This window comes from Viridibacillus sp. KH_047 (assembly GCF_057838945.1).
The window spans coordinates 2,636,750-2,650,532 of record NZ_CM174479.1; the positions used below are offsets into that span (position 1 = coordinate 2,636,750).

The window sequence follows — 13,783 nt, forward strand, 5'->3', positions numbered from 1 at the left end:
GTATATATCAAACTGATAGTATGACTATCACTATGATATACATAGTATCACAATTCAAAATTATTTTAAGATGAAATCGAGGAGTATATGTATGAAAAGATTTTTAAAGACTAAAAGTATGTGGACACCTGTCTGGATGGTATCTATATTGATGATTGTTATGGCAGTCATCTACATCCCGATTTTTTCTAATGCCACGCCAAATGTTCAAAATTTCCCTATCGTTATTATTAACGAAGATACAGGTAGTGAAGTGAACGGGCAGCAAGTAGATATGGGTAAAATGATTAGTACAAATATTGCTAATTCAAAAGACAGTACAGCTATAAAATGGCAAACAGCATCTACCCGCACTGACGGCTTAAAAATTTTAAAAAATAACAAAGCCTTTGCTGCATTAATCATTCCTGAGAATTACACAGCATCCATGCTAAAGTTACAAGGTCAATTATTACAAAACAAAGAGCATACAAAACAAGCAAATCTTGAATTAATCGTTAATAAAGCAGGAGGTCAATTTGCTTCTGGGATTGCACAATCTTCTTTACAATCAGTGGCAACAAGCATTTCCAAAAATGTAACTGAGCAAATTTCAGGAACATTGAATAGCTCAAAATCTACCCTCTCTCCAGAAAATGCGCTCATCTTAGCAAATCCTATTCAAATCAATGAGAAGAATATCTCTGTAGTCAAAAATGATAATGGGATGACTCCCTTTATAATGGCATTATTATGCATGATTACAGGTATGATGGGATCTCAGATGGTAAATGGATATGTAGACTCTATGCATACAGCATTAAAAACACATGGCTTGAAAATGAAAAAACATGCGGTCTTAAATGCCGAAATAATATTCGGGATTTGTATGACTGCACTCATGTCAATTTTATTAATAATTTGTACATTTGCAGTTTATAAAGTTGGGCATACGGCAAATTTATTTGCAATATTAGGATTCCTTATTTTTGGATCTATGACAATGTTCATGTTCTTCCAAGTATTCAATCTATTCTTTGGAAGATGGAGTTTATTAATCGCCTTTCCTATCAATATAATGGGGATATTCGCAAGTGGCGGGCCAATTCCAGTAAATATTTTACCATCTGTTCACCAAATCTTTAGTAACATTTTACCAACGCATCATTTAGTAGACGGTATGCGTTCACTGATATATTACGATGGAAGAATGGCATCTGGCCTGTCTTCCTCATTAATATCCTTATCAATCTTTTTTGTAGTTAGTGTCGCACTTTGCTATATCATTAGTCGAATAAAATTCAATAAAGATAATCGTAGTCAATCCGCGGTGTCTACTGCAGAGTAATTTGTGAAATAAGTTAATAGTTAAGCACTGTAAAAACCTCTAAGCTAATAAAAGAGCATGTTATGAACGTCAAATGTTCAAAACATGCTCTTATTTATTGTAATAGCTTCATTTCTTTATACAAAAGCTCGAAATTTTATTAAACCTTAACCAACTAACGCTCCCGATTTTTAAGTGTATAGCTGTACAAACTACCATTAAATCATGAAATAATTTCCATTAACAATATTTGTATCTTGCTTTCCATACAATACTTTCTTTGGATTTATAACAATGATTAAAAGTGCTACTACTAAATAAAAAATTGCGTTATACATGATTAAATCGATTAAGTTTCCGTTAATTATGCCAATAAAAAAATTAAAGAATTGGTGGATGATGATTGGGATGATTAAATTCTGATTTAAGTTATAAAAGGCTGTCATGACGATCTTAGTAGACATGATGGCAATCATAAAGAATAGTATATATTTGAATAAATCAATGCCCACAAGCCCTGTAGTAAACCATATGGGTAGATGCCACATACCCCACCAAAATCCAATGATTATCGAAGCTTTTAATGGTGAATGCTTCTTTTGAAGCTCAATTTGAGCGAAACCTCGCCACCCTAGTTCTTCTCCTAGTGGCCCAGAAATTAGGTTTTTAAAAAAGAAATAGATCAGCATTCCCCATGAAGAAACAGTAAAAATAGAGTCTACTTCACTATTATTAGATACAATAAACAAAATCATCAAAAATATGAAAGCTTGAATCATACTCGCAGTAAGAATGACAGAAAATTTAAGATTATGCTTGAATTTCTCTTTTACAAATTTTCTAAAACTCTGCCCAGGATAGATTTTTTTAAACAGCACTGCAAAAGCAAAGGTCGAGGACCAAGATGATATACAGAACATTACATCAAAGAACCATGCAGGTAGTCCCAACATGCTTATCGCTCCTACAAGAAAAAAAAGTGGCAAAAAAATGATATTGGATAGTAAAATAAAACTTACTACTGGTTTTTTTAGTTTCTCTTCTCTAATCATACATATTCCCCGCTTCAAACTAAGTATTTCGTAAATATAACAATGCTCATATTTACCGATACTTTCAGCTTAAACCTAGGGGTAACTCCCAGGTCAATACATGTATGTATTATTTTATAGGTGCATATATTTCTAAAAATGTACGTTCAAGTTCATCTTCATAAGTGGTAAGTAATAGATTTATATAAACTATCCCCAAAAGTTCATACCCTTTTTCTATTGCTACTTTTCTCAAACTTGCTTCAACGTTATGATCAATATTTTTTCCACCAGTTGACCATCTTCCATCTTCAATAACTGTATAAATACATTTTGGATGAGATAGAATTTCACCTTTTAATTCTTTATCAAAGTCCTCTACTTCTCTTACAATTATAAATTTATCTTCTATAATACCTTCTTCATTGAAATTTATAACTCTTCTTAAAGATGTTAGAGTAACTGCTTTTTTTAAGCTGTCAGTATTCTTTTTTAAAGTTTCATATTCATCATACGCAGTAAAATGTTTTATTTCTCCTTTTATTTCTAAAGGCTTCATCTCTTGTACTATGTATTCCCCTAAAAATTGTTTAATTTTTTCGCAATCTTCTTTTACTATCTGAAGCTTTTTTAAAATAAGCTTTTTATATTCTATTTCCGCTAAAACATCTTGTTCTTTCTCTTCTAATAATAATTTTATTCCCTCTATACTCTTACTTTTTCTTAATTCTTGGATTTTTTTAATTTCAATATCAATTTCTCTATAGAAATTTACTGTTGTTATATCATGTATATCAAAATGATTATATTTTCTATACCCATTCTCAATATTTTGCTTCGGCTTTACTAATTCCTTTTCTTCATAAAATTTCAAGGTATCTCTAGATACACCTAAAAATTGAGCAACTTGTCCAATTGTGTACATTATACTCTCCTTTATCATTGCTACATATTCTATATGATATTACATATTATCAGTACGTCGAAAAATAATAATATTGGTTTTTTTATAATAACAAAGATAAGTATTGAAAAGTAAAAAACTTACAAAATTAGAAGGCAAACAAAAATTCGTCCCTAATATAAATTTCCATAGTACTTCTTATTAATTTTCTCACAAAACTTCTGAAGTTAAAGGCTTAAACATCCAAACAACGCAGCTCATTCCTATAATAACCATAAAAAACCAGCTTCTCAATGGAGAAACTGGTTTTTTATGCAAATTACAATTTAAATTTCTGTACTTGTAAATTAAGTTGTTCTGCAAGTTCAGCTAGTTGATCTGAGCTATTCGAAATTTCTTCCATCGAACTTGTTGTTTGTTGAACAGTTGCAGTAGTTTCTTCTACTCCTGCTGCGGACTCTTGAGAAACATCAGCAATATCATCAATAGACTGATTAATTTGTAAAGTTGTTTGAGAAATACCACTTAAATTATTTGAAATGACATTAATATTATCAATCATATCACCAATAGCATTTGAAATATTGTTGAATGTCTCACCTGTAGAGGCGATTTGTTCTGTTCCTTGAATCACTTCCTCATAACCACTTTGGAGTGAAGTTGTTACATTTTTTGTTTCTTGTTGTATCTTTTGAACAATACCAGCTATATCAGTTACTGAGAACGTTACTTGTTCTGCTAACTTTCTTACTTCATCAGCTACTACAGCAAAACCTTTTCCTTGTTCACCAGCTCGTGCTGCTTCAATTGCCGCGTTCAAAGCAAGTAAATTTGTTTGATCTGCAATACTTGTAATTACAGATACCAATTTTGAAATTTCTAAAGATTGCACTGCTAAATTTTCTACTTTTTGCACCGATTCTTGAACGATTCCATCAATTTTACGCATTTGTTCAGTTGAAGCGAGCATTAATTTACTACCTTCATGTGTAAGACTTTGAACATTCGAAGTATGATTGTTCATTTTCTCACCTTCATAATTTGCTTCTTTTACTTTTTGAGTAAATGAGTCCATCACGGTCGCTAAATCGCTCGCGTTACTTGCTTGGGATTCTGTTCCTTCAGCAATTTCTTGCATTGTTAACGCTATTTGTGTACTACCCGTTTTTACTTCTAATGCAGATTGTGCAAGTTCTTCACTATTTGATGCAACTTGGTTGGACACAGCTTGAATATTACTCAAAATTCCATGAACATTTTTACTCATCACATTGGTCGATTCAATTAATTGTCCAATCTCGTCTTGAGACGTTTTTGGAAGGTCTGGCTGACTAATATCACCTTGTGACATCTCTGTCATACGTTTTGCCACGATTTTAATTGGTTTTACGATTATGCGAGCAGTTATATAAGCCACGATTACTGAAATAATTGTAAGTAAAATGGTTGAAATAATACTAATTAATTGATTTTTTTCCCCATTTTCAATCATCTGTTTACCTATTTTCTTAATGGCCTCTTCACGAATATCTGCTAACTCTTCAAAACCTTTCTGTATTTCATTGGCTCGTTCATCAACCGACTTCAGGTTATCTGCAGCTAGTTGCTTATTTCCACGATCATATTCTGCAAATACATCTTCTATTACATATGTATGCCACACTCTTGCTTTTTCAACTAATTCATCTAATTCTATCGAAGATGCTAATCCTACAACAATCGCTGTACTTTCTTCAGCGATATCTGTATAATCATCAAATTTTTCTTTATATTTTCTATCACCAGAAATAATGTAACCTCTAGCTGCTGCCATTCGATTTGCAAATGATGATGCCAACTCATCATCAGCTGCTAATAATTCTAACTCAACCTCAACAATCTCCTTGGTTGATTTTGTTGAATCTTGCTGCATAAGATAACTATTAACATTATATCCTGTCATCATAAGTACTACGATCATAAATCCAAATGATATTTTCGCTCTTACTGTTTTGAAGTTTTTAAACCCTAGTATTTTTCCCAACTTTACTCTCACCCTTTAGTTTGTTTTATGTGATGTAATTCTATTAAAAAATTACCTACTTAATTAAAAACATTCTGGAAATATTCATGTTCAAAATACAAAATAAGTAAATATATGATATTAAATCAATTTTCGTTAAATAACCTACATCTAGCATTATACAACATAATATCAAAAATCATAGTCTTATTTTACCATAACTTTATACTCATAAAAATTAGTTTATTCTGAAATTTATATATCATTAAACCTATAAACACAATACAAACACGAACATAAAGTTACATAAAATAAAAAACTAACGCATGATTACATATCATGCGTTAGCCTAATTTTTAGTATAAATATGTTACTGTAAGAAACTAACCTATTACTACAAATCCTCCTTTTGTAACAACTTATTTGACAACCATAAGCCAAATCCACCAATGCTGATAAAGAGGATTGCACGAATAAGTAAATCCAAATACGAAAGGTCAAAGAAAATTAATTTTGCTATTCCGAAAACTAAAAAACTGTATCCAGTATACCGGATGAATTTTTGCTGTCCTTTCGAGCTAATCCATAGTGCAATACAAGCAGTAATTAGAATAATAATCGTATGCCCAGTATATAGGAACCTTTCACCGAAATAATGTATTGTATGAATTTGTGATACCAATGTAATAACTGCAATCATATCTACAAGAAGTCCGATTGAAATAGTTGGCCCCACAGATTTTTTATATTGTTCTTGCCATTTTCTAAAGTAGTTTTTCCCTTTATAACTTGAATATAGTAAGTAACTAAATATAACAGCATAAACTATTCTCAAGACGATATTTTTGGCAACTACCTGGTCAGATAATTCCTCTAACGGTAAAACATAGACCATTGAATAGCAGAAACTAAATAGGAATACTACCGGTAAAAACCTTCCGATAAATTCCTCCTTTATAAATAGCGTTGCAACAGTTGTAACAGCTAAAACAATTAATAAGAAGTATGGTAACTCACCTTCTAAATGAAAATAGCCATAATCTATCTTAGCAATATAGGAGAATACATAAAAACTTATTAAAATCGGCACAATCTCTAATATTGCAAACTCTTGCATTACTTTTTCAAAACGTCCTAATTTACTTTTTGGACGTTTTGCAATTATAAATATGACAAACATATATACAACCACGAGTAATTGATTGATATTTTCAAAGCGCCAAAACGGATCGACTGAACTATCTAAAAAGACAAACAAAACAATAATTGTGAATATGAGCGAATTTGTTACTTTCATTAAGCTAGCTCGTAAACGTAGAGCTAAAAGCAAACTCATAAATGCAGTGAATGGTAATAAGAACTCTTTCAAATTAGTTGCTAATTCTAACTGAACGAAGAAATTCATCACAGCCACTAATGTCACCGTACTGAAAATATCTATAAGTCTTCTCTGCTTTTTCATATAAGCATAACTCCCAAGTCCGATGAAACCAATCATGTAAACTAGTAGGAAAAAGCTAGTATAATTAACAGCTATTAAATTTATGAAAAATAAACTAATCATACTAATACTAAAGAGTAGACTCTCATATAGCGTTGATATTTTTTGTTCAGCTTCATAAAACCGAATCCAACTGTACATGAAGATTCCAAATACAATTAAAAATGTACAACCAAATGCAATCTCCTGATAACTATTCATAAAGCCAACAATTAATACTGCCATTTGCGAAAAGAGTAACCCTGTATACAGTGCAATTATTTGATGATGCTTCCAAATAACAATTTGTAAACAAGCAAATAATATAACAATAAAACCTAATATAATAATCTCACCAAATGCCATATACTCAAGTAAATATGGTAGAAGTAGCGATGTGAATGCTACAAAAACAGTCAGTACTTCACTCTTTTTCATATAACTAATAACAATTCCGTATGCGATATATAACATTGCAACAAGCAGTGCTATAAGTAATGGTAAAACATCATACAAAATGGCTCCAGCAGCCGTTGTCAAAATACCGATGATAAATGCTCCGCCGTAAAGCGTAATATACAGTGCTTTTTGACGTTTCTTTTTATACTCCATAAAGTATGCTAACCCCACTAAAACAAGTGAGAATACATACGCTAATGCAATTTTAAAGCCATTAGCTAAAATGCCATAATCACTGATTAACTTTAGTCCCCATAAGACACCAAATACAATCATAATCATAAAAACTTTCGGTAATGACCAAACAAGCATCTCTTCTATAGACTTTTCTTTTTTCGGTTCTTGAAGAGGCGTATTATTTACCTGCACTTTCTGGCTTGGCTGCTGTTTGAGCGGCTCTTTCTTAATAGCAGGTTTCTTTTCTGTATGTATGATTTCAGCTTTTTCTACACTTTTGGTTCGTGGATCGATTTGATTTTGTAGCTGAGCTATTTCTCTCTTTAATATAGAAACTTCCTGCTCTAGCTCACTTAGTCGTTTCTCTAAATTATTTGAATGCATTTACACTCACCTCCTATTTAATATATACGTCATTATACATGTTACTTTTACACAAAACAATAACTTTAGTCAAAAAAGATGTAAAATTACACTTTTAATATAAAATGATATAGCTTTATACATCCATTCCAAGCTTAAATAAAGCCTCTTCTTAACATATGAAAAAGCTTCCGACGTTATATCGGAAGCTTTCTGCTTTGAAATATAAAAATTTGATTTGATTTTCATAATTCAATACATAGGTAGCTATCACTCTCAAAATAAGACAACAAAAAAGAGCTATCCTACAAGTCAATTAGACTATTAGGATAACTCTTAATTATGTATGGGTCAGGACGGAATCGAACCGCCGACACTTAGAGCTTCAATCTAATGCTCTACCAACTGAGCTACTGACCCGTTTGGTTGCGGGGACAGGATTTGAACCTGTGACCTTCGGGTTATGAGCCCGACGAGCTACCGAACTGCTCCACCCCGCGATAATATTATTGAAAGCCCTATTTAGAAAAAATGGAGGAGGAAGAGGGATTCGAACCCCCGCGCGGTATGACCCGCCTGTCGGTTTTCAAGACCGATCCCTTCAGCCAGACTTGGGTATTCCTCCGTACTTTGGAGCGGAAGACGAGGTTCGAACTCGCGACCCCCACCTTGGCAAGGTGGTGTTCTACCACTGAACTACTTCCGCATTTGTTAATTTGTTATGTGCTCTTTAGTACATAAATTAATTTAACACATAACACATTTATCCGTCAACACTTAAATAATATGTTAGAATATTTAATTTTTAAGGTATATTAAAATAACAAATATACAGTGTTTTCATTTGTGCTACCACAATCATATTTCCACCTAAAGTATCGACAAGTTTACTATAGTTCTAGATGGGTTTTCATTTAATCTAAATCTCTATTTTATTCTTCTAGACGATACTTTTTAGTCTGTTCTTAAGGCCTCTACTCATAACTGCATTATTGTTATATAGCAAAACCTCTAAATGTACCAATATCAATTACTTTGCATACGTCACTAAATGCATTGGATTTCAACTTGTCACTAGATGACGTTCATTCATTTTATCCACAAAAAAACGTTTCATACATCAACGTACTGATGACGAGACGTATTTTTCATTACGCTATTACTTTAAGGACATAAGCGATTTGCAAGTTCCTCAAAATATTAGCGCTACTTCATCGATTTTAAATTTAGGGTGATGCAATGGATAGGCTTCACCCAATGCATCGTTATTGACAACTATAAATAGTATTAAATCAGGGCCACTTCAGAATCGGCAGCAATACACCCAGTTCCAAATTAATATATCTAATTGGATTCTTTAACTATTTATCTTATTGCTTGAACTGACATATTGTAATAATTTGTATAACAATTCTGGCATTTCTTCAAAAGCACTTTTCACATGTAAACGTTCTGAAATTTGGTGTGCATCTTTTCCAAAAGGCCCTACATTTAATACGGGTGCAGTGAATTGTTCCATTTCTTTAAATGGTATTGAATATGTTTGTCCCCAAACTGGCGTATTTTTTTCATACGTTTTCCAATCTTTATCTGCGGTAAATTGACAATAACTCAGGTCACAAATACCGTTGAAATAATGAATATGTTCTAACGGAATATCATATTTCTTGGCTTCTCCTAGCAACAAAAAAATTGCACCATTTACTAATGGGTTCTCTGAAGAATTCGCCGGCGGATAATATGGCGGTGCAAACAACAATACAACTGCTGGTGCAAGTTCTTGACAGTGAATCATTAATTGATCTGCAATGCGCAATGATTTTTCACGATCATCCCAATCTTCTTGACCAATTACTTCATCGATTATTGAAGCCACTTTTTCTTCACCAAGCTTATGAAGTGCATGGCTTTGCAAGTCTTCAAATTTGATAACACGAATGTTACCGACACCTTCAATACCTTGTTTTTGACAAAGTTCATCGTATCGCTGCTGGCAATTTGCCATCGCTTCATTTGCAACAGATTCAAAAATCGACATGATTTCACCCGCACTACGTTTCAATAAGAAAACGTTATACATTGCTACTGCACGATAAGGAGTTTGCGTTGAATATTGCGTTTTTAAATCTTTTAACTGTAACGAAACAGGAAGTGGTGTTTTTTCACCGTAATCTTCTTCACAGAATCGTTCATTCCATTCCATTTCCTGTGTTAAGAAAGAACTCATATAAGGAGCTGTGATACCTTTTAGTGGTTCTCCTACATGTGTTTCTTTGCCATAAAAAAGGGCTGAAGGCATGATTTTACCAATCGTTCCAGAATAAATATATTCCTGTAAATCTGCAGGCCCTTGTGAAAATGATGGCTCGCTATTTAAAAATAAGACTAATTCTAGATTCTCTTTTTCTTGTAAATGTGTAATATGTTTTACCGCTTGACGCATACCAGCAGAGTTTACTTCCTCATCTGGTACCGTTATTAACAATAAGTTCAATTTCCATTGTTCTTCAATTGCCCGCTCCATCAATTGCATATGAAGTGCAAGTCCCATCTTCATATCCATGACACCTCGACCAAATAAATAATCACCTGATTGTAAATCCTTTTGTGCGGATTTAGGTAATAAATTTGGATTTGCTAAAAAGGCTTTTGTTAGCTCTTCAGGCATTGTTGCTAATGGCATTAATGAACCGTATTCTTCGATCTGTACCGTATCAAAATGGCTGATTAAAACAACCGTTTCTTGCACATCAGGGTGCTTATATAAAGCGGATACAACTTGGCGTCCTTTATCGACATCACATAATTCAATATGCTGCGGATGCTGTTCAAAATAAGGTAGCTGCTGTAATTTAGCTTGTAACTTCCTAGAAAATTGTTGTTCTCCTGTAGTCAATGTCTGACTTTCCCAACTGACTAGTTCACATAATAATTCTCGTAACTGCTTGGATGTACCCCACATTATATCTCGCTCCCTTTTTCAATAATCACTTTTTGATCTTCAGGTGCAAAGGACTTACCCTTTAGCCTCACTTGATAAAAGATTAAACAAGCTATGAAAAACCCTACCCCGTAAGCTAAACCCACTCTTTGCGTGGAATCCCATGCAAGAAACCCTAAAATCAACGCGCAAAATGCGATACAAAAAAGAGGAATAAATGGATAGTACTTTACTCGATAACCTAAATCCTTCAGTTGCCCACCGTTTTTCAGATAATGCTTTCTAAACATTAACTGCGATAATGCGATACCCATCCATGAAATCGTAACTGAAATTCCAGCAATAGACATGAGCAATACAAACACTGTATCTGCTTCCATAACACTCGTTAAAAGTGATAACAATGAAAATACCATTGTGAATACAAGAGCATTAAAAGGGATTTTGTTTTTATTGACTTTTCCAAAAATTCTCGGTGCCATTCCTTCATTTGACATCGCCCATAATAATCGAGTTGATGCATAGAGGCATGAATTTCCAACAGATAATATAGCTGTTAAAATAATGAAATTCATAATATCTGCTGCAAATGGAATCCCTACTAAATCTAATAGCGTTACAAATGGACTCTCTAATAAACCAAGTTCACTAGATGGGAAAATAGCAGATAGTACAATAATTGAAGCAATATAGAAAAGAATAATACGAACTAAAATCGTACGTATAGCTCTCGGAATATTCTTTTGAGGGTTTTCTGTTTCCCCCGCTGCAATACCTACTAATTCAGAACCTTGATATGAAAATATTACGTTCATCATCGTAACAAAAATAATAGCAATCCCAGCTGGGAATAACTGTGTTGGCGCTAAATTTGTTAAATGCGGAGCTGGTCGATCTGCAATAGGAACCCAGCCTACAATGACAGCAATGCCAATAATAATAAAGATCACAACTGCCACTACTTTAATACCTGAAAACCAAAATTCTGTTTCAGCAAATCCTCTTGTAGACAAGGCATTCAAAGAAAACAGCAGTAACATAAAGAATGCACACCATATCCAAACTGCTACATCTGGAAACCAATGTTGCATCAATATTCCTGCAGCTGTAAATTCAACACCTGCGGTTGCAGCTGAACCTACAAAGTACATCCAACCAAGAGAAAAACCTGCAGATGGGTGTATATATTTTGTTGCATACGTTTGGAATGAGCCTGTTACAGGCATATGCACGGCAAGCTCACCCAAACAAGTCATCACCATATACAAAATTAATCCACCAATTAAATAACCAATAATGGCACCACCAGCACCTGCTTGATTAATCGTATAACCAACGTTTAAAAACAAGCCTGTACCAATCACTCCCCCAAGTGAAAGCATCAATAAGTGACGGCTTTTCATGGATCTCTTTAATTGGTTTGAATCATTCACCCCTTGTTGATCGTTCATACCCATCCCACCCCATGTATGTTTTTAAAAGCGAAGTGACAAGCAGCTTAAGCCACCATCTTGTTTTTGGAACTCACTCATTGGTAATTCAATAACGCTATATCCAGCTTGTTCAATTTTTTGTTTTGTCGCTGGGTAACCCGCAGGAATGATGACAAAATCATTAACAAGAATACAGTTCGCTGAATATTCATCTTCTTTCGGAATAACGATTTTGTCGTATAAAGAAAATAGTTCGTCCTCAACAAATTCACCAGCTAAAACCATTTTGTTGTCACCTAAATAAGCAATTCCTGTTTTCAAATGGAAGAATTCTTTCAGTGGTACAATATGAGCCACGTAATCTTCTTTTTCTAAAATAGCTTTTAATTGTTCAGCACCTTGTTGATTTGTACGCTCTGAAATACCAATGTAAAAAGTATTATCTGCTTGTAATACATCGCCACCATCTAATGTGCCAGGATTTTCGATGTAATAGATTTTTTCAAATAAGCCTTTTAATACTTGTTCCATTTCGACAATTTCACCATTACGACTAGCTGCACCTGGGTTTGATACGACTGCAAAATCTTTTGTTAAGACAGCAGTATCCTCTACAAAAGTAGAATCAGGGAATGCTTCATCTGCTTCTAAATAAGTAACCTCTACCCCACAAGTTTTTAACGCTTCTACATAAGCGTCATGCTGTACTAATAACTCTTCGTAATTTGGCTTACCTAAATCAGAAGTTGTTAATCCTTCTACATAACTTTTACCTGGTTTTTTTACAATAACATTTGAAAACATTTCATTTTCCCCCTTAGTATCTTTCAACTGGACAAGTTAAGCACGTTGGCCCGCCTGTCCCTTTTACTGTGATTTCATCGCCTTTATACGTATAAACTGTTGCGCCTGCTTCTTTCAATAGTTGTTCTGTAACCGGGTTACCAGCAGGTAATACACATACTCTTGGTGCTAGTGCTAAAACATTACAGCCAAGTGAATCGTATTCATCATTTGGCACCTCAAGTAGAGTAAAGTCTTTTTCTAAAAGCCATTGGCGCAAGAAGACTGGCATTAATTTTGAATGTACAACCGCTAAATCCTTGTCCACTATGCTGATGAAAGACATCAAATGTAAGCAAGCTTCTTCACCTAAATCATGTGGTAAAGGAACAATCATCACTTCATCTACAAATGGCTTGAAGATTTCTGTAAGCTGACGAATCGCTTCATCATTCGTACGATAGCCTCTCCCTATTGCTACTGTCCGCTCATTTAACCAGACGATATCCCCACCATCTGAAATAGCTTCCCCTTTTAAGCTACCGATGATTGGTATATTCTTTTCTGTCAAAAACTCTTTAAATACATCTGCTTCAGGTTGTCGTAATTCTTTTCCCGAACGTAAGATGATAGCTCCGTACGGTGTGAATTTCACCGGATCATGTGCATATAAAGAATCCAAACCGACAGATTCGTTTTGTGGTAAGAAATCAATCGTTTCAACATGATTTCTTAAAATATCTAGAAATGATTCATACTCGTTTATAGCTTCTTTAAAATTCGGCTCACTAAGATAAAAATATTTCTCCCAATTCTCCTGAAGATGCTGTTCGTTAATAAAAGCAGCCTCGGGACTTTTCACAATGACACGTTTCAAAGGTGCATACATTGAATCACAAAACAT

General features: G+C 33.8%; 9 protein-coding genes and 4 tRNA genes. 1 reads left to right on the top strand and 12 read right to left on the bottom strand.

The window, feature by feature from the left end; all coding sequences use genetic code 11:
• Positions 1 to 91 precede the first annotated feature (91 nt).
• On the top strand, positions 92 to 1,327 hold the full coding sequence (locus AC3IS5_RS13050; protein ID WP_489424808.1) for a YhgE/Pip domain-containing protein: 1,236 nt from the start codon (positions 92 to 94) through the stop codon (positions 1,325 to 1,327).
• A 197-nt stretch (positions 1,328 to 1,524) separates the two neighbouring features.
• Here AC3IS5_RS13050 and AC3IS5_RS13055 read toward each other — a convergent pair whose 3' ends face one another.
• The 12 genes from AC3IS5_RS13055 to AC3IS5_RS13110 form a co-directional block, all read right to left on the bottom strand.
• Positions 1,525 to 2,358 carry a CPBP family intramembrane glutamic endopeptidase gene (locus AC3IS5_RS13055; protein ID WP_489424809.1) on the bottom strand — a complete coding sequence of 278 codons (834 nt, stop codon included), beginning with the start codon at positions 2,356 to 2,358 and terminating at the stop codon, positions 1,525 to 1,527.
• Between the two features lie 109 nt (positions 2,359 to 2,467).
• Entirely contained in the window at positions 2,468 to 3,262 is a 795-nt protein-coding gene (locus AC3IS5_RS13060) for a MerR family transcriptional regulator (RefSeq protein ID WP_489424810.1), read from the bottom strand.
• Positions 3,263 to 3,560: 298 nt separating this feature from the next.
• Positions 3,561 to 5,264 (bottom strand): methyl-accepting chemotaxis protein, encoded by a 1,704-nt coding sequence (locus AC3IS5_RS13065; RefSeq protein WP_489424811.1) that lies wholly within the window; start codon positions 5,262 to 5,264, stop codon positions 3,561 to 3,563.
• Positions 5,265 to 5,637: 373 nt separating this feature from the next.
• On the bottom strand, positions 5,638 to 7,743 hold the full coding sequence (locus AC3IS5_RS13070) for a DUF2339 domain-containing protein (protein WP_489424812.1): 2,106 nt from the start codon (positions 7,741 to 7,743) through the stop codon (positions 5,638 to 5,640).
• A gap of 326 nt (positions 7,744 to 8,069) precedes the next feature.
• A tRNA-Phe gene (locus tag AC3IS5_RS13075) sits at positions 8,070 to 8,142 on the bottom strand.
• Between the two features lie 3 nt (positions 8,143 to 8,145).
• Positions 8,146 to 8,222 (bottom strand) — tRNA-Met (locus AC3IS5_RS13080).
• A 32-nt stretch (positions 8,223 to 8,254) separates the two neighbouring features.
• Positions 8,255 to 8,347, bottom strand: a tRNA-Ser gene (locus tag AC3IS5_RS13085).
• A 6-nt stretch (positions 8,348 to 8,353) separates the two neighbouring features.
• Positions 8,354 to 8,428: transfer RNA gene (locus tag AC3IS5_RS13090), tRNA-Gly, on the bottom strand.
• Positions 8,429 to 9,079: 651 nt separating this feature from the next.
• The gene (locus tag AC3IS5_RS13095) at positions 9,080 to 10,684 is read right to left on the bottom strand and encodes a M20/M25/M40 family metallo-hydrolase (protein WP_489424813.1); all 1,605 of its coding nucleotides are present in this window, start codon (positions 10,682 to 10,684) and stop codon (positions 9,080 to 9,082) included.
• The gene (locus tag AC3IS5_RS13100; RefSeq protein ID WP_489424814.1) at positions 10,684 to 12,114 is read right to left on the bottom strand and encodes an amino acid permease; all 1,431 of its coding nucleotides are present in this window, start codon (positions 12,112 to 12,114) and stop codon (positions 10,684 to 10,686) included. The genes AC3IS5_RS13095 and AC3IS5_RS13100 overlap by 1 nt, the downstream gene beginning before the upstream one ends.
• 24 nt (positions 12,115 to 12,138) lie before the next feature.
• Positions 12,139 to 12,900 (bottom strand): dimethylarginine dimethylaminohydrolase family protein, encoded by a 762-nt coding sequence (locus AC3IS5_RS13105; RefSeq protein ID WP_489424815.1) that lies wholly within the window; start codon positions 12,898 to 12,900, stop codon positions 12,139 to 12,141.
• 13 nt (positions 12,901 to 12,913) lie between these two features.
• Positions 12,914 to 13,783 (bottom strand): dimethylarginine dimethylaminohydrolase family protein, encoded by an 870-nt coding sequence (locus AC3IS5_RS13110; RefSeq protein ID WP_489424816.1) that lies wholly within the window; start codon positions 13,781 to 13,783, stop codon positions 12,914 to 12,916.

Coding starts and splice junctions, on each gene's coding strand:
- AC3IS5_RS13050 (WP_489424808.1), top strand. CDS start 92: ATGAAAAGATTTTTAAAGACTAAAAGTATGTGGACACCTGTCTGGATG.
- AC3IS5_RS13105 (WP_489424815.1), bottom strand. CDS start 12,900: ATGTTTTCAAATGTTATTGTAAAAAAACCAGGTAAAAGTTATGTAGAA.
- AC3IS5_RS13100 (WP_489424814.1), bottom strand. CDS start 12,114: ATGAACGATCAACAAGGGGTGAATGATTCAAACCAATTAAAGAGATCC.
- AC3IS5_RS13110 (WP_489424816.1), bottom strand. CDS start 13,783: ATGTTTTGTGATTCAATGTATGCACCTTTGAAACGTGTCATTGTGAAA.
- AC3IS5_RS13095 (WP_489424813.1), bottom strand. CDS start 10,684: ATGTGGGGTACATCCAAGCAGTTACGAGAATTATTATGTGAACTAGTC.
- AC3IS5_RS13055 (WP_489424809.1), bottom strand. CDS start 2,358: ATGATTAGAGAAGAGAAACTAAAAAAACCAGTAGTAAGTTTTATTTTA.
- AC3IS5_RS13060 (WP_489424810.1), bottom strand. CDS start 3,262: ATGTACACAATTGGACAAGTTGCTCAATTTTTAGGTGTATCTAGAGAT.
- AC3IS5_RS13070 (WP_489424812.1), bottom strand. CDS start 7,743: ATGCATTCAAATAATTTAGAGAAACGACTAAGTGAGCTAGAGCAGGAA.